Raw genomic sequence first — 18,123 nt, forward strand, 5'->3', positions numbered from 1 at the left:
AGATAGTTCTTAGTTTTCATCATGAGAAAAATCGCTCGGTTAAATATTATCTTTATATAATCCCGGTTTTTTATCGCGTTACTTTTGGCTTCCCGCCTCAATCAGAACAGATTTCATCCACTGGTGCCCTTTATCCCGTTCGGAAGATTCATGCCAGGAAAGATAGCAAGTGGCTTTATTGTCATTGCCGCATAAAGGAACCGCCTTTATTTTCAACGTTTCCGTCTGTTGCCGCACCAACCAGGCGGGCGCAATCGCCACCATGTCCGTTTGCGACACCATATTCAGTACGCTATAGAGATCGGTGCACTGTTGCGTCACGGCGCGCAGCATCGGCTCCTCGGAATAAAAAGGTTTACTGAACGATCCAAAACTTTCCAGGGAAACCGCGGCATGCTGTTCGGCCAGCATGAGTTCCGACGTCGTCTCTTCTCCCATTCTCGGGTGCGCCTGCGCGGCCACCAGCACTAATTCGTCGTCGAACATCGCCAGGCTGCGGAACTCCGCCGATTCGAAACGGCTGTAGCCAATGACAAATTCAACATCCTGATAGCGTAATTGGTGTTCAATATTATTGTTAATATATGACTTTACTTGCAGATTAAGCTGCGGCGCGATCTGTTTGACGTGATTGATTATCCCGGCCCCCAGACGCAAATCGAGCGGACTGCACAAAGACAGCGAGAACGCCCGCGTGCTGGTCAACGGCTCAAACTCTGCGCCCGGCAGCTCATTCTGTACCAGCTGCAGGGCTTGCCGCACCGGGCCAAACAGCTGCCTGGCCCGCATGGTGGGCTGGATCCCGCGCCCGCAGCGCACGAACAGCTCGTCGTTGAACATCACCTTCAGGCGCGCCACCGCGTTGCTCACCGCCGGCTGCGACATGCCTAACGAATTAGCGGCTCGCGTAATATTTTGCATTTGCATTACGGCGTCAAACACCGTCAGCAAATTAAGATCGACACTGCGCAAATGGATGTCCGCCGGCTCTTTGACCATGGCGATTTCTGAATCATATTCAGCCATATTTCACTCCACTAAATCCTGTGTAGATAATCTAATCCTTATGCTCGACAAACAATGAAACTCCGCATTGTCTTATCTTTGCACGAAAAATCCTGCCATTACCGCCATCAGCCGATAAAAAACCTCGTGTTACCGACACGATATAAGTCGTATATGGAATGCATGTCAGCAGCTTCTACCGCCAGAGGAAGAATGCTACCTGGGTGGTACTAATAATTAGGTATCAACAATGATTAATACAATTAAACAACGTAACCGTGCCGTGTGAGACAAACTATAAAAACACATCGCAAGCCATCAAACCATCTAAAAACATCGCTCACTTTGTGTTAAATCGCATTATTTTGTTATTTTAAGGCCAAAACAATCAATTAATCATATGAATTCAACGCAAACCATTTGTATTAAAAATGTTATTTTATTGCCCTCCGTGATTAACCCGCTTATTTTTTCATCATGAATTTTAACTCAACGAAATCCAGAAGCAATTAGTGCAGTATATATTCGATTCGTTTATGCTAAGCAACGCGCAAACTGCCCTTCGTTTTTTCTCTGGCGCACTGCTTTTTTGCCGAAGGATCCTCTGTCCGGCAGATTAACCGGCGCATTGTCCCCGCATTCAATCAGGTGTTGACATCGCCAGACCAATCACGTATCAAATTAGGCAGACACCCAATTTAAGAGAAGCTGAACCATTATGATCCGTACTCACCGTCTACTAGGCCTACTACTCAACGCATCTTGCTTGCGCGGTATGCCTGTGGACGACGTTCGGAGCTGACTCAGCCGATCACCCATAAGAAACCCGCGCTACTGCGCGGGTTTTTTTTTGCCCGCTTAGCGTGAAATCAACACGATAAGGAATGCACCGATGAGCCAACAAGTCATTATTTTCGATACCACGCTGCGTGATGGCGAGCAGGCGCTGCAGGCCAGCCTGAGCGTAAAAGAGAAGATTCAGATTGCGCTGGCGCTGGAAAGAATGGGCGTAGACGTGATGGAAGTCGGCTTCCCGGTCTCTTCACCGGGCGACTTCGAATCGGTGCAAACCATCGCTCGCCAAATCAAAAACAGTCGTGTCTGCGGCCTGGCCCGCTGCGTGGACAAAGACATCGACGTGGCCGCCGAAGCGCTGCGCGTCGCCGAAGCTTTCCGTATCCACGTGTTCCTGGCGACCTCAACCCTGCACATCGAATCGAAGCTGAAACGCTCATTCGATGAAGTGCTGGAGATGGCGGTGCGCTCGGTAAAACGCGCCCGCAACTACACCGACGACGTGGAATTCTCCTGTGAAGACGCCGGCCGCACGCCGATCGACAATCTGTGTCGCGTGGTTGAAGCCGCCATCAACGCCGGCGCCACCACCATCAATATCCCGGACACCGTCGGTTACACCACCCCGAACCAGTTCGGCGGCATCATCACTACCCTGTATGACCGCGTGCCGAACATCGACAAAGCCATCATCTCCGTGCACTGCCACGATGATTTGGGCATGGCGGTCGGCAACTCCATCGCCGCAGTGCAGGCCGGTGCCCGCCAGGTGGAAGGCACCCTGAACGGCATTGGTGAACGCGCCGGCAACTGTTCGCTGGAAGAAGTGATCATGGCGATTAAAGTGCGCCAGGACATCATGAATGTGCACACCAACATCAATCACCAGGAAATTTTCCGCACCAGTCAGATCGTCAGCCAGCTGTGCAACATGCCGATCCCGGCCAACAAGGCGATCGTCGGCTCCAACGCCTTCGCCCACTCCTCCGGCATTCACCAGGACGGCGTGCTGAAGAACCGCGAAAACTACGAAATCATGACCCCGCAGTCGATCGGCCTGAAGGATGTGCAGTTGAACCTGACCTCCCGCTCCGGCCGCGCGGCGGTGAAGCACCGCATGGAAGAGATGGGCTACCAGGAGCAGGATTACAACCTGGATACCCTGTACGCCGCCTTCCTGAAGCTGGCCGACAAAAAGGGCCAGGTGTTCGACTACGATCTGGAGGCCTTGGCCTTCATCAACAAACAACAGGAAGAGCCTGAGCACTTCAGCCTGGGTTACTTCAGCGTGCAATCCGGCAGCAGCATCATGGCCACCGCCTCGGTGAAACTGATCTGCGGCGGCGAAGAGAAAGCCGAAGCCGCCACCGGCAACGGCCCGGTCGATGCGGTCTATCAGGCGATCAATCGCATCACCGATTACCCGATCGAGCTGGTGAAGTACCAGTTGACCGCCAAAGGCCATGGCCGCGATGCGCTGGGCCAGGTGGATATCGTGGTCTCTTACAATGGCCGCCGCTTCCACGGCGTGGGGTTGGCGACCGACATCGTCGAATCCTCCGCCAAGGCGATGGTGCACGTGTTGAACAATATTTGGCGCTCACAGCAGGTAGAAAAAGAAAAGCAGCGCCTGCAGCAAAACAAACATCAAAATAATCAGGAAACGGTGTGAACATGACGAAGACTTATCACATTGCCGTCTTGCCCGGAGACGGCATCGGCCCGGAAGTAATGGCTCAGGCGCGCAAAGTGTTGGACGCAGTGCGTCAACGCTTTGACATTCGCATCACCACCGCCGAGTACGACGTCGGCGGTATCGCCATCGATCGCCACGGCAGCCCGTTGCCGGCGGCGACCGTCGCCGGCTGCGAGCAGGCCGACGCCATCCTGTTCGGCTCGGTGGGCGGCCCGAAATGGGAACATCTGCCGCCGGCCGAGCAACCGGAACGCGGCGCGCTGTTGCCGCTGCGCAAACACTTCAAACTGTTCAGCAACCTGCGCCCGGCGCGCCTGTATCAAGGGCTGGAGGCGTTCTGCCCGCTGCGCGCCGACATCGCCGCCCGCGGCTTCGACATTCTGTGCGTGCGCGAATTGACCGGCGGCATCTACTTCGGCCAGCCGAAGGGCCGTGAAGGCCAGGGCATGCAGGAGCGCGCCTTCGACACCGAGGTGTACCACCGTTTCGAGATTGAGCGCATCGCGCGCATCGCCTTCGAGTCCGCCCGCAAGCGTCGCCACAAGGTGACGTCGATCGATAAGGCCAACGTGCTGCAAAGCTCCATCCTGTGGCGTGAAGTAGTCAATCAGGTCGCCAAGGATTACCCGGACGTGTCGCTGTCGCACATGTATATCGACAACGCCACCATGCAGCTGATCAAAGATCCGTCCCAGTTCGACGTGCTGCTGTGCTCCAACCTGTTCGGCGACATCCTGTCCGACGAATGCGCGATGATCACCGGCTCGATGGGCATGCTGCCATCCGCCAGCCTGAACGAACAAGGTTTCGGCCTGTACGAACCGGCGGGCGGTTCCGCGCCGGATATTGCAGGCAAAGGCATCGCCAACCCGATTGCGCAAATCCTGTCCGCCACCCTGCTGCTGCGTTACAGCCTGGGCGCCGATGAAGCGGCCGACGCCGTAGAACGCGCCATCAACCAGGCGTTGGAACAGGGCTACCGCACCGCCGATCTGGCCGGTGACGGCAAAGCCGTCAGCACCGATGAAATGGGCGACATCATCGCTCGCTTTGTAGCTCAGGGGGCATAACATGGCCAAGACCTTATACCAGAAGCTGTACGACGCCCACGTGGTGCACGAAGCGCCGAACGAAACGCCGTTGCTGTATATCGACCGGCACCTGGTGCACGAAGTCACCTCGCCGCAGGCGTTCGACGGCCTGCGCGCCATGGGCCGCAAGGTACGCCAGCCCGGCAAAACCTTCGCCACCATGGATCACAACGTGTCGACCCAGACCAAAGACATCAACGCCAGCGGCGAAATGGCGCGTATCCAGATGCAGGAGCTGATCAAGAACTGCGCGGAATTCGGCGTTTCGCTGTATGACCTGAACCACCCGTTCCAGGGCATCGTGCACGTGATTGGGCCTGAACAAGGCATGACGCTGCCGGGCATGACCATCGTCTGCGGCGACTCGCACACCGCCACCCACGGCGCTTTCGGCTCTCTGGCGTTCGGCATCGGCACCTCGGAAGTGGAGCATGTGCTGGCGACCCAGACCCTGAAGCAGGGCCGCGCCAAAACCATGAAGATTGAAGTGACCGGCGACGCCGCCGAGGGCATTACCGCCAAAGACATCGTGCTGGCGGTGATCGGCAAAACCGGCAGCGCCGGCGGCACCGGCCACGTGGTGGAATTCTGCGGCAAGGCGATCGAAGCGTTGAGCATGGAAGGCCGCATGACCCTGTGCAACATGGCGATCGAAATGGGCGCCAAAGCCGGATTAGTGGCGCCGGACGACACCACCTTCGCCTACCTGAAGGGGCGCCAGTTTGCGCCAACCGGCGAAAACTGGGAGCAGGCGGTCGCTTACTGGCGCACGCTGAAGTCCGACGCCGACGCCCAATTCGATACCGTAGTGACGCTGCACGCCGAAGAGATCGCGCCGCAGGTCACCTGGGGCACCAACCCCGGCCAGGTGATCGCCGTCAATCAGGCGATCCCGGCGCCGGAATCGTTCAGCGATCCGGTCGAGCGCGCCTCCGCCGAGAAAGCGTTGGCCTACATGGATTTGAAACCGGGCATCAAATTGACCGAGGTGCCGATCGACAAAGTGTTCATCGGCTCCTGCACCAACTCACGCATCGAAGATCTGCGCGCGGCGGCGGCTATCGCCAAGGGGCGCAAGGTCGCCAGCGGCGTGCAGGCTATCGTAGTGCCTGGCTCCGGCCCGGTGAAGGCCCAGGCGGAAGCCGAAGGGTTGGACAAAATCTTTATCGAAGCCGGTTTCGAATGGCGTTTGCCGGGTTGCTCGATGTGCCTGGCGATGAACAACGACCGCCTGAATCCGGGCGAGCGCTGCGCATCCACCAGCAACCGTAACTTTGAAGGGCGTCAGGGCCGCGGTGGGCGCACCCACCTGGTCAGCCCGGCGATGGCCGCCGCGGCCGCCGTCGCCGGTCACTTCGCCGACATCCGTGATATTCACTAAGGGGCTAACGTGGCTAAATTTACTCAACATACCGGCTTAGTGGTGCCTTTGGATGCGGCCAACGTCGACACCGACGCCATTATTCCCAAGCAGTTTTTACAGAAGGTCACCCGCACCGGTTTCGGCCAGCACCTGTTCAACGACTGGCGCTTCCTCGACGACGCCGGCCAGCAACCGAACCCGGAGTTCGTGCTGAACAAACCGCGCTATAAAGGCGCCAGCATCCTGTTGGCGCGCGAAAACTTCGGCTGCGGCTCCTCGCGCGAACACGCCCCCTGGGCGCTGACCGACTACGGTTTCAAAGTGGTGATCGCGCCGAGCTTCGCCGATATCTTCTACGGCAACTCGTTCAACAACCAGCTGTTGCCGGTGACGCTGAGCGAGCAGCAGGTGGACGAGCTGTTCAAACTGGTGGACGCCAACGAGGGAACAGAGTTCGTGGTGGATCTGGAGAACCAGACGGTCAACGCCGGCGGCAAAAGCTATCCGTTCGAAATCGACAGCTTCCGCCGCCACTGCATGATCAACGGACTGGACAGCATCGGCCTGACGCTGCAGCACGAAGCGGACATCTCCCGCTACGAAGCGCAGCAGCCGGCATTTCTGAACTGATCCCTTTCACCCGCCGCCCGGCGGGTGAATTTTTCCCTCACCAGTAGCCCAGCAGCTTCCACCATGCCCCGCCGATCAGCATCCAGATCAGCAGGTTAACCACGCTCATCACCCATCCCGCTTTCCACCACTCCCCCAACGTCACATAGCCGGAGCCGAAGATGATCGGCGCGGTGCCGGTGCCGTAATGGGTCAGCGACATCATCAGCGAAGAAGAGAACGCCAGGATCAGGCCCAGCAACGCCGGCGGCGCCCCGAGCGCGATGCCGGCGGCGAAGAAGGCGGCGAACATCGCCGTCACGTGCGCGGTGGTGCTGGCGAAGAAATAGTGAGAATACAAATAGATAATGGTCAGCAAGATCGTGCCGCCCACCCAACTCATGCCCATATGGTCGATGCCGTTGCCCACGGTTTGCGACAGCCAGCCTATTAGCCCCAGCTTGCCGAGGAAACTGGCCATCATCACCAGCGCCGAGAACCACACCACGGTATCCCAGGCGCCTTTATGTTTCAGCACGTCTTCCCAGCTCAGCACCCCGGTGGCCAGCAGCACCGCCAGGCCGATCAGCGCCGCCGTGGTGGGATTAACCGCCAACGCCGGGCCGAAGATCATCGCCGGGATGCCGGCCCATAGCACCAGCAGCAGCGCGAACACCCCGAGGGTGATTTTTTCCGGCAGCGTCACCGGCCCCAGCGCCTGCAGTTTTTCGCGCGCGAAGCGCGGCGCGTCCGGCGTACTTTTCACCTCGGGCGGATACAGCAGGTAAATAACCAGCGGCATCACGATCAGCGAACACAGCCCCGGCACCAGGGCGGCGACCGCCCACATCGACCAGGACAGTTCGAAGTTACCGTGGGTGCCCTTGGCGATCAGGCTGACGATCAGCGGGTTAGGCGCCGTGGCGGTGATAAACATCGCCGAGGTGACCGGGTTGATGTTGTAGTTCACCAGCGACAGATAGCGGCCAATCTTGCCGGAGGTATTAAGTTCGGGTTTAGAGCCGAAGCTGTCGGCGATCGACTTCATGATCGGGTGAATGATGCCGCCGCCGCGCGCGGTATTGCTCGGCGTCACCGGCGCCAGCGTGGTTTCCGCCAGCGTCAGCGCGTAGGCGATGCCCAGCGTTTTCTTGCCGAACAGCGAGATGAAATAGTAGCCGATGCGCGCGCCCAGTCCGGTTTTGTTCAGGCTGAGGGAGATCATGATCGAAAAGCCGATCAGCCAGATCAGCTGGTTGGAGAAGCCGCTGAGGGCGTCGTCCAGCGCCGCGCCCGGCTTGCCGGGGTTGGTGACGCCGGTCACCGCCACCAGAGCGATGGCGATCACCGAGACCGCACCGATCGGCATCGCCTTGCCTATGATGGCGATGATGGTACCGATAAACAGCGCCAGCAGCTGCCAGGCGTTGGGCGCAACGCCTTCGGGGACGGGAATGAGGAACCAGATGATCAGCGTGGCGGCGAGCGCGCACAGGGAAGGAAGCGGTTTGAGCGGTGTGAGTTTATCCATAACGTTCCCACTGTTCTAAACAACGAGGCGGCGTCTCAATAGCGAGACGGGCGTGGACGCAACGATCGCGCTCCATATGCCTTCAGCTTGGGCGTCCGGTTTAGCATTCTCAATGACTTGCATCAAGAATGCCGCCGTTTGACCTCACACTTCACGCACTTTGGCGCTCATCCAGAGCGCCGCCAGCGCCAGCAGCGCCGCCAGCCAGTACACCGAGTAGTGACCGAGGTTCTCCACCAGTGCGCCCTGCAGCACCCCGGCCAGGATCACCCCGGTGGAGATGCAGTTGGTGAACAGCGTGGTGGCGACGCCCGGTCGGCCCGGCATCAAATCTTGAAAATAGAGCATGCCGATACCGGCGACAATGCCGATAAACACCGCGTTGAGCAGCTGCAGAGCGAGCAGCGCCGGCTTGGTCGCCAACATCGTCAGCCCAAGGTAGAACAGCACGCCCGCCGTCACCGCCAACAGCATCATATTGCGTTTGCCGAAGCGCTTGACGTAGTAACCAGCCAGCAGCATCGCTGGGATTTCCAACCCGGCGGCGGTGCCCATCAACACGCCGGCCAGCCCTTCCGGCAGCCCGAGATCGGCGGTGATATACAGCGGCATGTCGATGATGTACAGGGTGTTGCAGGTCCACATCAGCATCGAAGCGATGAACAGCAGCCGCACGTCGCGATTGCGCCAGGCGCCGGCGGGCGCGATCGGCGCAGAGGCACCGCCATGCAGCTCATTGCGCTCCGCCGCGCGCGGCACCGATGGCAACGTGAACCACACCAGCAGCGCGCAAATCACGAAGGTGGCGGCGGCGATCAGAAACATCACGGTGAACCCATAATTCAGCGCCAACGCAAACGACAGCGGCGGGCCAATCACCCACGCCAGCGAAAGCTGGGCACGCATGACCGAACTGAACATCGCCACTTCACGCGCCTCGCTGTCGGCGTATTCACGCGCCAACGCGAAAATCTGCGGCATGCCGGTGTTGGCGATCGCCGACAGCAACACCCCGGCGGTGATCAGCGTCAGATAATCGCGATTGAAAGCGAACAACAGACAGTTGCCGACCGCCATCAGGCAGCACAGCAGGATCAATCGGCGTCGATCGCCGCGGGTGTCGGAGCGCTTGGCCAGCAGGAAGCTGACCAGGATGCCGGCCACCGCATTGGCGGTATAAAACAGCCCGACCCACAACGGCCGCACTTTCACCTCGGTGGTCAGAAACAGGCTGAGCGTCGGCGTCAGCAACGCGCCGGCGATGCCGGAAAGAAAAGCGATCAGCAGGAATGCGGCAAAGATGGGGTTGATGCGCAGTGTCAGCCGGCTCAGGCGTTGCATATCGTCTTCCCTGACCTCAAAACGAAAGTGAAACCTTAGGCCACGGCGAGAAAAATGCAAGCGCATCGCCCTGACCAGGCATAAAAAAACCAGTGGGTCGCCCCACTGGCTGGTGAAACAGCACCATTACTCAGAAACTTGTCACCGCAGCCCCTACAGGTGCTCGCGGTACTGCTTGTCGGTCATCTCTTTGATGTCCCATTGCGTCAGGTGCGCCAGCATCGCCAGCCGCGCCTGTTCGGGCACCACGCTCAGCCAGTCGGCATGCTGACGGCGCACCGCGCGGAAATAGCGCTGATAGAACTGTTTGGATAAGAAAGCTTTCATCATTACGCCCTCCCCTTTCATTGATGAAAATTATCGGCGTAATATAGGGAAAGAAAAATTGACGACTTGAGGCGGGAGTGTTCCTCTTTTATGTCCACGTCCAGATTGCAGCAGCAGTTCATCCGTCTGTGGCAGCGCTGCCACGGCGAAACCACCGACACCACGCTGCAGGCGCTGGCAGAGGCGCTCAGCTGCTCGCGGCGGCATGTGCGCTCCCTGCTGAGCGCCATGCAACGGGAGGGTTGGCTCACCTGGCAGGCGGAATCGGGGCGCGGCAAACGTTCGCGTCTCACCTTCCATTACACCGGCCTGGCGCTGCAGCAACAGCGGGCCGAGGAGCTCCTGGAGCAGGATCGCATCGATCAGTTGGTGCAACTGGTAGGCGACAAAGACGTGGTACGCCAGATGCTGCTGTCGCAGCTGGGGCGCAGCTTCCGCCAGGGGAAACACATCCTGCGGGTGCTCTACTACCGGCAGCTGTACAACCTGCTGCCCGGCTCGGCGCTGCGGCGTTCGGAGACCCATTTGGCGCGCCAGATCTTCAACGGCCTGACGCGCATAAATGAGGAAAACGGGGAACTGGAGTCCGACCTGTCCCACCATTGGCAAATGCTGACGCCGCTGCACTGGCGGTTTTACCTGCGCCCGGCGATCCATTTTCATCACGGCCGCGAGCTGGAGATGGCGGACGTCATCAGTTCGCTTTCGCGTCTGACCTCGCAACCGCTGTTCTCGCATATCGAAAGCGTCACCTCGCCGACGCCGTTCGTTGTCGACGTGCATCTGCGCAGCGCCGATCACTGGCTGCCCTGGCTATTAGGCAGCGTACACGCCATGATCCTGCCGCGCGAATGGCGCGAGCTGCCGGACTTCGCCCGCCATCCGATCGGCACCGGCCCATACCGCGTGGTGCGCAATCTCCCCAGCCAGATGAAGATCCACGCCTTCGACGACTATTTCGGCTACCGGGCGCTGATCGATGAGGTGAATATCTGGGTGCTGCCGGAATTCTCCGAAGAGCTGGTGCACTCAGGCGTACAGCTGCAGGGCGATGAAACCGCCAACAATGAACTGGAAAGCCGGCTGGAAGAGGGCTGTTATTTCCTGCTGTTCGATCGGCGCTCCCCATTGGCGGCCGATCCCGCCATTCGCAGCTGGCTGTGCGAATTGATCAATCCCATTTCGCTGCTGAGCCACGCCGGGCCGCTCTATCAGCGCTACTGGTCGCCGGCGTACGGCCTGCTGCCGCGCTGGCACCACAACCGCGCGCTGGCGCAGCAGCCCAAGCCGCCGGGTCTGACCGAACTGACGATGACCCACTTCAATGAGCATTCGGAGTTTCACGCCATCCGTCAGGCGATCGAGCCGCTGCTGGCGCAGCACGGCATCCGCCTGATCGTGCAAAGCGTGGACTACGCCACCTGGCACCAGGGGGACGCGCGCAGCGATCTGTGGCTCGGCAGCGCCAACTTCTATCTGCCGCTGGAGTTTTCGCTGTTCGCCACACTGTATGAACTGCCGCTGATGCAGCACTGCATGAACGAGGATCTGGCGCAGGACGCCGCGCTGTGGCGAGCCAACCGCCTGCCGCTGGCGGAGTTTTGCCAACGTCTGGTCAGCGATCATCAACTGCATCCGCTGTTCCACCACTGGCTGCAGCTGCACGGCCAGCGCAGCATGCGCGGCGTGCGGATGAACACCCTCGGCTGGTTCGACTTCAAGTCCGCCTGGTTTGCCCCACCGGAGGCATAAGCGCCTTTCGTCAAGGCCGGTTAATCTTTACAATAGCGCCGTCTCAACGGGGTGCGGAAATTCGCTGCGTATCACACGCCCGATTTTCCGCTGAGAGCACACCCGTCGAACCTGATCCGGTCAATACCGGCGGAGGGATTTGAGCCCAGCGAACCGGCGACGCCGCCTCGCCCCCTCAGATGCCCTTGCCCCCTTATTTCTCAGGAGTGCAACGTGGTCAAAAAATATCTGCCCTGCTTATTGCTGCTGTGCGCCGCGCCGGTGTTCGCCAAGCCAACGCTGACGGTTTACACCTACGATTCCTTCGCCGCCGACTGGGGCCCTGGCCCGGCGGTGAAGAAAGCCTTCGAGGCCGAGTGCGGCTGTGAACTGAAGTTCGTCGCGCTGGAAGACGGCGTTTCGCTGCTGAACCGTCTGCGCATGGAGGGCAAGAACAGCGCCGCCGACGTGGTGCTGGGGTTGGACAACAACCTGCTGCAGGCGGCGCAGCAAACCGGCCTGTTCGCGCCGAGCGGCGTCGACAGCGCCAAACTGACGGTGCCGGGCGGCTGGCAGGACGCGACCTTCGTGCCTTACGATTACGGGTACTTCGCCTTCGTCTACAACAAAGAAAAACTGAAGAACCCGCCGAAAAGCCTGCAGGAGCTGGTCAGCAGCGATCGCAACTGGAAAGTGATCTACGAAGATCCGCGCACCAGCACGCCGGGGCTCGGCCTGCTGCTGTGGATGCAGAAAGTGTATGGCGACAAGGCGCCGGCCGCCTGGCAGCAGTTGGCGAAGAAGACCGTCACCGTCACCAAAGGCTGGAGTGAAGCCTACGGCCTGTTCCTGAAAGGCGAAGGCGATCTGGTGCTCAGCTACACCACCTCTCCCGCCTACCACCTGATCGCAGAGAAAAAAGACCTCTACGCCGCCGCCATGTTCAGCGAAGGCCACTACCTGCAGGTGGAAGTGGCCGGCAAGCTGAAGGCCGCCAAACAACCCGAACTGGCGGAGCGTTTCATGCAGTTCATGGTGACGCCGGCATTCCAGAACACCATTCCGACCGGCAACTGGATGTACCCGGTGATCAACACTCCGCTGCCCGTCGGCTTTGAACAGATGAACGTACCGCATACCGCGCTGCAGTACAGCGCCGAAGAGGTGGCCACACAACGCGGCGGCTGGATCCGGGCATGGCAAACCGCCGTCAGCCGCTGATCCCCCGCTGGCTCTGGCCGGGGCTGCTGGCCGCCGGCGTGATCCTGCTGGTCGCCGCGCTGGCGATGGGTTCGCTGTGGCGTCACGCGCCGGACAGCGACTGGCGCAGCCTGTGGCAGGACAGCTATCTGTGGCACGTGGTGCGTTTCACCTTCTGGCAGGCGCTGCTGTCGGCGCTGATCTCGGTGCTGCCCGCCATCCCGCTGGCGCGCGCGCTCTATCGCCGCCGTTTCCCTGGCCGGCAACTGCTGCTGCGGCTGTGCGCCATGACGCTGGTGCTGCCGGTGTTGGTGGCGGTGTTCGGCCTGCTCAGCGTCTATGGGCGCCAGGGCTGGCTGGCGACGCTGTGCGGCTGGCTAGGCGTGGAGTATGGCTTCTCGCCCTACGGCCTGCAGGGCATTCTGCTGGCGCACCTGTTCTTTAACCTGCCGCTGGCGACCCGCCTGTTGCTGCAGGCGCTGGAGAATATTCCGGTGGAACAGCGCCAATTGGCCGCCCAACTGGGCATGAGCGGCTGGCAGCAGTTCCGCTTCGTCGAATGGCCGGCGCTGCGCCGCCAAATCCTGCCGAGCGGCGCGCTGATCTTCATGTTGTGCTTCGCCAGCTTCGCCACCGTGCTGTCGCTGGGCGGCGGGCCTCAGGCCACCACCATCGAACTGGCGATCTACCAGGCGCTGAGTTACGACTACGATCTGGGACGCGCCGCCATGCTGGCGCTGATCCAGCTGGGCTGTTGCCTCGGGCTGGTGTTGATCAGTCAGCGCCTGAGCCAGGCATTGCCGGTGGGGCATACCCACGCCCAGCGCTGGCGCAATCCGGAAGACAGCCTGTGGCGACGCATCGGCGATTCCCTGCTGATCGCCGCCGCGCTGTTGCTGTTGCTGCCGCCCTTGCTGGCGGTGATCGCCGATGGCGCCAACCAGGCTATCCTCAGCGTACTGCGCCAGCCTGTGCTGTGGCAGGCCCTGTTCACGTCGCTGCGCATCGCCCTCGGCGCCGGGCTGCTGTGCGTGGCGCTCACCCTGATGCTGCTGTGGAGCAGCCGCGAGTTGAAGCTGCGGCAGCAGCTGCGCGGCGGCCAGGCTCTGGAGCTGAGCGGCATGGTGATCCTGGCGATGCCGGGCATCGTGCTGGCCACCGGCTTCTTCCTGCTGCTGAGCGATACCATCGGGTTGCCGCAGTCGCCCTATGCGCTGGTGATCCTCACCAATGCGCTGATGGCGGTGCCCTATGCGCTCAAGGTGTTGGAGAATCCGATGCGCGACCTCGCCGAACGTTACAACCCGCTGTGCCTGTCGCTGGATATCCGCGGCTGGCAACGGCTGCGGCTGATTGAGCTGCGCGCCTTACGCCGCCCGCTGGCGCAGGCGCTGGCCTTCGCCTGCGTGCTGTCGATCGGCGATTTCGGCGTGGTCGCCTTGTTTGGCAACGAGCATTTCCGTACCCTGCCTTTTTATCTGTATCAGCAGATTGGCGCCTACCGCAGCCATGACGGCGCGGTGACCGCACTGCTGTTGCTGCTGTTATGCTTCCTGCTGTTTACCCTGATCGAACGCTTACCGGGCCGCCATGCTGACGCTTGAAAAACTGACCTATCTGTATGACCACCTGCCGATGCGCTTTGACCTGCGCATCCAGCCGGGCGAGCGCGTCGCGGTGCTCGGCCCCAGCGGCGCCGGCAAAAGCACCTTGCTGAGCCTGATCGCCGGTTTTCTGCCGGCGGCCAGCGGCCGGCTGCTGCTGAACGGTGAGGATCACACCGCCACGCCGCCGGCCAAGCGGCCGGTGTCGATGCTGTTTCAGGAAAACAATCTGTTCGCGCACCTGACGGTGGCGCAGAACATCGGATTGGGGTTGGATCCCGGCCTGCGCTTGAACGCGCAGCAGCGCCAACAGCGGGCGCAAATCGCCCGGCAAGTCGGCCTGGAAGAGCATCTGGAACGCCTGCCGTCGCAACTTTCGGGCGGTCAGCGTCAGCGCGCCGCGCTGGCGCGCTGTTTGATTCGCCAGCGGCCGATCCTGCTGCTCGACGAACCCTTCTCGGCGCTCGACCCGGCGCTGCGCAACGAGATGCTGCAACTGCTGCGGACGGTGTGCGAACAGCGCAACCTGACGCTGCTGATGGTATCGCACAACCTCGACGACGCCGCGCGCATCGCGCCGCGCACGCTGCTGGTGGTCGACGGCCGCATCTACTACGACGGCCCGACGCAGGCCCTGCTGGACGGCAGCGCGCCCGAAGCGCGCGTACTGGGCATTTCGGGCAAAGCGTGATCTGACGCGCGTTTTTTATGCTGCGCCAATAAACCTGTTGTGCGAATTTTGCGCCTGTGTTTTTATAAAAACCTGACTTTTTTTACTGATGATAAGGTTCCCTGTGATCGCATCCTCGCTGACTTCGACCCTACTAGTTACCGCGCTACCAGCCGCGGTGGTCGTCGTGCGTGTGGTGGTGGTCGTCGGCAATGCGCCGTAGGGTCCGAATCAACGCATCGATTCCCAAACCCCGCCGGCGCAAACCGGGCGGGGTTTCTTGTTTTAGCACCCTGCCCAGCAAAGCTCACCGGCCTTGAGAAAGGACAGGAACATGGCAACTTCGGGCACGCCTCAACCGGGCACCAGCTTTACCGGCGCACAATTGATCGTTCATCTGCTGGAGCGTCAGGGCATCACTACCGTCGCCGGCATTCCCGGCGGCGCCGCGCTGCCGCTGTATGACGCGCTGAGCCAAAGCACCCGCATTCACCACGTGCTGGCGCGCCACGAACAGGGCGCGGGCTTTATGGCGCAGGGTATGGCGCGCGCCAACGGCAAGGCGGCGGTGTGCATCGCCTCCAGCGGGCCGGGCGCCACCAACCTGGTTACCGCCATCGCCGACGCCAAGCTCGATTCCATTCCGCTGGTGTGCATCACCGGGCAGGTGCCCTCCTCAATGATCGGCACCGACGCTTTCCAGGAAGTGGACACCTACGGCATTTCCATCCCGATCACCAAGCACAACCATCTGGTGCGTGATATCCGCGAGCTGCCGCAGGTGATCGGCGACGCGTTCCGCATCGCCGAGTCAGGCCGCCCGGGCCCGGTCTGGATCGATGTGCCGAAAGACGTGCAAACCGCCACCATCACGCTGGAAGAGCTGCCGCCGATCGCCGTGCCGGACGCCGCCCCGAGCTTCGATCCGGCACTGGTTTCGCAGGCCGCCGCGATGATCAATCAGGCAAAACGCCCGATCCTCTATCTGGGCGGCGGCATCATCTGCGCCGACGCCCACCGGCAGGCGCTGGAACTCGCCGAGCGCGCCAGCCTGCCCACCACCATGACGCTGATGGCGCTGGGCGCGATGCCGGTGGAACACCCGCTGTCGCTGGGCATGCTGGGCATGCATGCGGCGCGCAGCACCAACTTCATTCTGCAGGAGGCCGATCTGCTGATCGTGCTGGGCGCGCGTTTCGACGACCGGGCAATCGGCAAAACCGAGCAGTTCTGCCCTAACGCCGCCATCATTCACGTGGATATCGATCGCGCCGAGCTGGGCAAGGTCAAACAGGCCAACGTGGCGATCCATGCCGACGTCGGCCAGGTGCTGCAACAGTTGCTGCCGCAGATCGACACGCAGCCGCGCAGCGCGTGGCTGAACACCGTCAATGACCTGAAGCGCGAATTCCCGTTCAACATGCCGAACGCCGACGATCCGCTGAGCCATTACGGCCTGGTGCTGGCCGCCGCGCGCTGCGTGGACGACAGCGCCATCATCACCACCGACGTGGGCCAGCATCAGATGTGGGTGGCGCAGGCCTATCCGCTGAGCCGGCCGCGCCAGTGGCTGACTTCAGGCGGCCTGGGCACCATGGGCTTCGGCCTGCCGGCGGCGATCGGCGCGGCGTTGGCGGAGCCCGAGCGCAAAGTGCTGTGCTTCTCCGGCGACGGCAGCCTGATGATGAACATTCAGGAAATGGCCACCGCGGTCGAGCACGATCTGGACGTGAAAATCATTTTGATGAACAACCAGGCGCTGGGGCTGGTGCACCAGCAGCAAACCCTGTTCTACCAGCAGCGCATCTTCGCCGCCGCCTATCCGAAGCGCACCGACTTCCTGAAAATCGCCGCCGGATTCGGGTTGGATACCTGCGATCTGAATGCTGCGGAAGATCCGCAGGCGGCGCTGGCCGAGGCGATCCAACGACCGGGCCCCTGTCTGATCCACGCGCTGATCGATATTAATGAAAAAGTGTTCCCGATGGTGCCGCCGGGCGCCGCCAACATCGACATGATTGGAGAATAAGCCATGCTGCAACCACAAGATAAACCCCAGGTGATCCTGGAGCTGGCGGTGCGCAACCATCCCGGCGTGATGTCGCACGTTTGCGGGCTGTTCGCTCGCCGCGCGTTCAACGTCGAAGGCATTTTGTGTTTGCCGTTGAAAGACGGCCAGCAAAGCCGCATTTGGCTACTGGTCGCCGACGATCAGCGGCTGGAGCAGATGATAAGCCAGGTGGAAAAGCTGGAGGATGTGCTGCAGGTGAAGCGCCACAGCGAAGACGTGCGGGTATTTGAACAGCTGGAAGCGTTCTTCCAGTAAGGCGAACGGGGGCTTTCGCCCCCTTTTGTCATTGACCCGACAACACCTTCCACAACAGGTGGCGATACACCGGCATCAGCGGCTGCTGGCTCAGCGCATAACCGGCCGCCAGTGCCGCCAGCCAACTCAATCCGCACACCACGCGCAGCCGCAGCGGCGTCAGCCAACGGCTCAGCCGATCGGCGTTGCGCTTGCCCTCACGCCACCAGCGCCAGCTCAACCATACCGCCAGCCAGACAAGCAGCGCCGCCGCAAGCAGCAGCCACTTGAACATCGCGCTGTCGGCACCGGCGGGAATATCGATCGCCACGCCCGCCAGAATGCCGGGGAAGAAATAAACCGGCGGCCAGGTCAGGCAACCGATGATGTTCGGCAGCGCGAACTTGTACGGCGGCAGATCGAGCATGCCGGCCACCATCGGCACCAGCGGGCGCGTCGGGCCGACGAAACGGCCGATCAGAATGGTCGCCATGCTGTGCTGGTGCAAGGCGTGCTCGGTTTTGTCTAGCAGCGCCTTGTTCTTCTTCAGGAAAGACCAACGGTGTAAAGGCCCCTTGAACGCGCGGCCGACGAAATAAGAGATCCAGTCGCCGAGCAGGCAGCCGACGATGCCCGCCGCCCAGGCGTAGTAAAAGTCCACCTTGCCGCTGCCGATCAACGCGCCGATGCTGGCCATCATCACCGTGCCGGGCAGCAGCAGCCCCACCAGTGCCAGCGACTCCAGAAAAGCGACCAGCAGGACGACCATCAGGGTGAAAGCCAGTGACTGGGTGATCAAATCTTGTAAATAGGCTTCCATTACACCTCTGTGGATTATTCGGGCCAAACGGGCGG

General features: G+C 61.0%; 16 protein-coding genes and 1 riboswitch. Of the genes, 11 read left to right on the forward strand and 5 right to left on the reverse strand.

Features of this window, described 5'->3' with window-relative positions; translation table 11 throughout:
* Positions 1-78: 78 nt before the first annotated feature.
* Positions 79-1,026 carry a transcriptional regulator LeuO gene (gene leuO, locus AC6BYQ_RS16575; protein WP_154747112.1) on the reverse strand — a complete coding sequence of 316 codons (948 nt, stop codon included), beginning with the start codon at positions 1,024-1,026 and terminating at the stop codon, positions 79-81.
* 871 nt (positions 1,027-1,897) lie between these two features.
* On the opposite strand from leuO, the gene leuA reads away from it, so the two are divergent.
* Genes leuA through leuD form a run of 4 tightly spaced genes read left to right on the forward strand, consistent with a single transcriptional unit; the run spans position 1,898 to position 6,580 of the window.
* Positions 1,898-3,472 (forward strand): 2-isopropylmalate synthase, encoded by a 1,575-nt coding sequence (gene leuA / locus AC6BYQ_RS16580; RefSeq protein WP_004932820.1) that lies wholly within the window; start codon positions 1,898-1,900, stop codon positions 3,470-3,472.
* 2 nt (positions 3,473-3,474) lie between these two features.
* Positions 3,475-4,566 carry a 3-isopropylmalate dehydrogenase gene (leuB, locus tag AC6BYQ_RS16585; protein ID WP_025159635.1) on the forward strand — a complete coding sequence of 364 codons (1,092 nt, stop codon included), beginning with the start codon at positions 3,475-3,477 and terminating at the stop codon, positions 4,564-4,566.
* Position 4,567: 1 nt separating this feature from the next.
* On the forward strand, positions 4,568-5,968 hold the full coding sequence (gene leuC, locus AC6BYQ_RS16590) for a 3-isopropylmalate dehydratase large subunit (RefSeq protein ID WP_044029698.1): 1,401 nt from the start codon (positions 4,568-4,570) through the stop codon (positions 5,966-5,968).
* A 9-nt stretch (positions 5,969-5,977) separates the two neighbouring features.
* Complete coding sequence (leuD, locus tag AC6BYQ_RS16595) at positions 5,978-6,580, forward strand: 3-isopropylmalate dehydratase small subunit (protein ID WP_025159634.1); 603 nt, start codon at positions 5,978-5,980, stop codon at positions 6,578-6,580.
* A 37-nt stretch (positions 6,581-6,617) separates the two neighbouring features.
* On the opposite strand, the gene AC6BYQ_RS16600 is transcribed toward leuD, so the two are convergent.
* From AC6BYQ_RS16600 to sgrT, 3 genes are all read right to left on the reverse strand, one after another.
* Positions 6,618-8,090, reverse strand: a complete 1,473-nt coding sequence (locus AC6BYQ_RS16600; RefSeq protein ID WP_063918151.1) for a DASS family sodium-coupled anion symporter — start codon at positions 8,088-8,090, stop codon at positions 6,618-6,620.
* 144 nt (positions 8,091-8,234) lie between these two features.
* Positions 8,235-9,431: a sugar efflux transporter gene (locus AC6BYQ_RS16605; protein WP_498057232.1), complete on the reverse strand. Its 1,197-nt coding sequence runs from the start codon at positions 9,429-9,431 to the stop codon at positions 8,235-8,237.
* Between the two features lie 153 nt (positions 9,432-9,584).
* On the reverse strand, positions 9,585-9,761 hold the full coding sequence (sgrT, locus tag AC6BYQ_RS16610) for a glucose uptake inhibitor SgrT (protein WP_019455054.1): 177 nt from the start codon (positions 9,759-9,761) through the stop codon (positions 9,585-9,587).
* Positions 9,762-9,848: 87 nt separating this feature from the next.
* Here sgrT and sgrR point away from each other — a divergent pair, with 87 nt between their 5' ends.
* The 7 genes from sgrR (at position 9,849) to ilvN (ending at position 17,289) form a co-directional block, all read left to right on the forward strand.
* Positions 9,849-11,510, forward strand: a complete 1,662-nt coding sequence (gene sgrR, locus AC6BYQ_RS16615) for an HTH-type transcriptional regulator SgrR (protein ID WP_063918150.1) — start codon at positions 9,849-9,851, stop codon at positions 11,508-11,510.
* 37 nt (positions 11,511-11,547) lie between these two features.
* Positions 11,548-11,666: riboswitch (TPP riboswitch) on the forward strand.
* Positions 11,667-11,723: 57 nt separating this feature from the next.
* Positions 11,724-12,710 (forward strand): thiamine ABC transporter substrate binding subunit, encoded by a 987-nt coding sequence (gene thiB / locus AC6BYQ_RS16620; RefSeq protein ID WP_498057233.1) that lies wholly within the window; start codon positions 11,724-11,726, stop codon positions 12,708-12,710.
* Positions 12,686-14,293, forward strand: a complete 1,608-nt coding sequence (thiP, locus tag AC6BYQ_RS16625) for a thiamine/thiamine pyrophosphate ABC transporter permease ThiP (RefSeq protein WP_498057234.1) — start codon at positions 12,686-12,688, stop codon at positions 14,291-14,293. The genes thiB and thiP overlap by 25 nt, the downstream gene beginning before the upstream one ends.
* The gene (gene thiQ, locus AC6BYQ_RS16630) at positions 14,280-14,984 is read left to right on the forward strand and encodes a thiamine ABC transporter ATP-binding protein ThiQ (RefSeq protein ID WP_063918147.1); all 705 of its coding nucleotides are present in this window, start codon (positions 14,280-14,282) and stop codon (positions 14,982-14,984) included. Before thiP ends, thiQ begins: the two co-directional genes overlap by 14 nt.
* An 88-nt stretch (positions 14,985-15,072) precedes the next feature.
* Positions 15,073-15,186 carry an ilvB operon leader peptide IvbL gene (ivbL, locus tag AC6BYQ_RS16635; protein WP_154747116.1) on the forward strand — a complete coding sequence of 38 codons (114 nt, stop codon included), beginning with the start codon at positions 15,073-15,075 and terminating at the stop codon, positions 15,184-15,186.
* Between the two features lie 111 nt (positions 15,187-15,297).
* Entirely contained in the window at positions 15,298-16,992 is a 1,695-nt protein-coding gene (gene ilvB, locus AC6BYQ_RS16640; RefSeq protein WP_498057235.1) for an acetolactate synthase large subunit, read from the forward strand.
* Positions 16,993-16,995: 3 nt separating this feature from the next.
* On the forward strand, positions 16,996-17,289 hold the full coding sequence (gene ilvN, locus AC6BYQ_RS16645) for an acetolactate synthase small subunit (RefSeq protein ID WP_016929110.1): 294 nt from the start codon (positions 16,996-16,998) through the stop codon (positions 17,287-17,289).
* Between the two features lie 28 nt (positions 17,290-17,317).
* On the opposite strand, the gene AC6BYQ_RS16650 is transcribed toward ilvN, so the two are convergent.
* Positions 17,318-18,088 (reverse strand): DedA family protein, encoded by a 771-nt coding sequence (locus AC6BYQ_RS16650; protein WP_074055960.1) that lies wholly within the window; start codon positions 18,086-18,088, stop codon positions 17,318-17,320.
* Positions 18,089-18,123: the final 35 nt, after the last annotated feature.

This window comes from Serratia sp. LTN-2 (genome assembly GCF_059740205.1).

What these genes read in the sequence shown, in the direction of transcription:
- thiP (WP_498057234.1), top strand. Translation starts at nt 12,686, where the DNA reads ATGGCAAACCGCCGTCAGCCGCTGATCCCCCGCTGGCTCTGGCCGGGG.
- ilvN (WP_016929110.1), top strand. Translation starts at nt 16,996, where the DNA reads ATGCTGCAACCACAAGATAAACCCCAGGTGATCCTGGAGCTGGCGGTG.
- ilvB (WP_498057235.1), top strand. Translation starts at nt 15,298, where the DNA reads ATGGCAACTTCGGGCACGCCTCAACCGGGCACCAGCTTTACCGGCGCA.
- leuB (WP_025159635.1), top strand. Translation starts at nt 3,475, where the DNA reads ATGACGAAGACTTATCACATTGCCGTCTTGCCCGGAGACGGCATCGGC.
- AC6BYQ_RS16605 (WP_498057232.1), bottom strand. Translation starts at nt 9,431, where the DNA reads ATGCAACGCCTGAGCCGGCTGACACTGCGCATCAACCCCATCTTTGCC.
- thiQ (WP_063918147.1), top strand. Translation starts at nt 14,280, where the DNA reads ATGCTGACGCTTGAAAAACTGACCTATCTGTATGACCACCTGCCGATG.
- leuC (WP_044029698.1), top strand. Translation starts at nt 4,568, where the DNA reads ATGGCCAAGACCTTATACCAGAAGCTGTACGACGCCCACGTGGTGCAC.
- AC6BYQ_RS16650 (WP_074055960.1), bottom strand. Translation starts at nt 18,088, where the DNA reads ATGGAAGCCTATTTACAAGATTTGATCACCCAGTCACTGGCTTTCACC.
- sgrT (WP_019455054.1), bottom strand. Translation starts at nt 9,761, where the DNA reads ATGATGAAAGCTTTCTTATCCAAACAGTTCTATCAGCGCTATTTCCGC.
- sgrR (WP_063918150.1), top strand. Translation starts at nt 9,849, where the DNA reads ATGTCCACGTCCAGATTGCAGCAGCAGTTCATCCGTCTGTGGCAGCGC.
- leuO (WP_154747112.1), bottom strand. Translation starts at nt 1,026, where the DNA reads ATGGCTGAATATGATTCAGAAATCGCCATGGTCAAAGAGCCGGCGGAC.
- leuA (WP_004932820.1), top strand. Translation starts at nt 1,898, where the DNA reads ATGAGCCAACAAGTCATTATTTTCGATACCACGCTGCGTGATGGCGAG.
- AC6BYQ_RS16600 (WP_063918151.1), bottom strand. Translation starts at nt 8,090, where the DNA reads ATGGATAAACTCACACCGCTCAAACCGCTTCCTTCCCTGTGCGCGCTC.
- ivbL (WP_154747116.1), top strand. Translation starts at nt 15,073, where the DNA reads ATGATAAGGTTCCCTGTGATCGCATCCTCGCTGACTTCGACCCTACTA.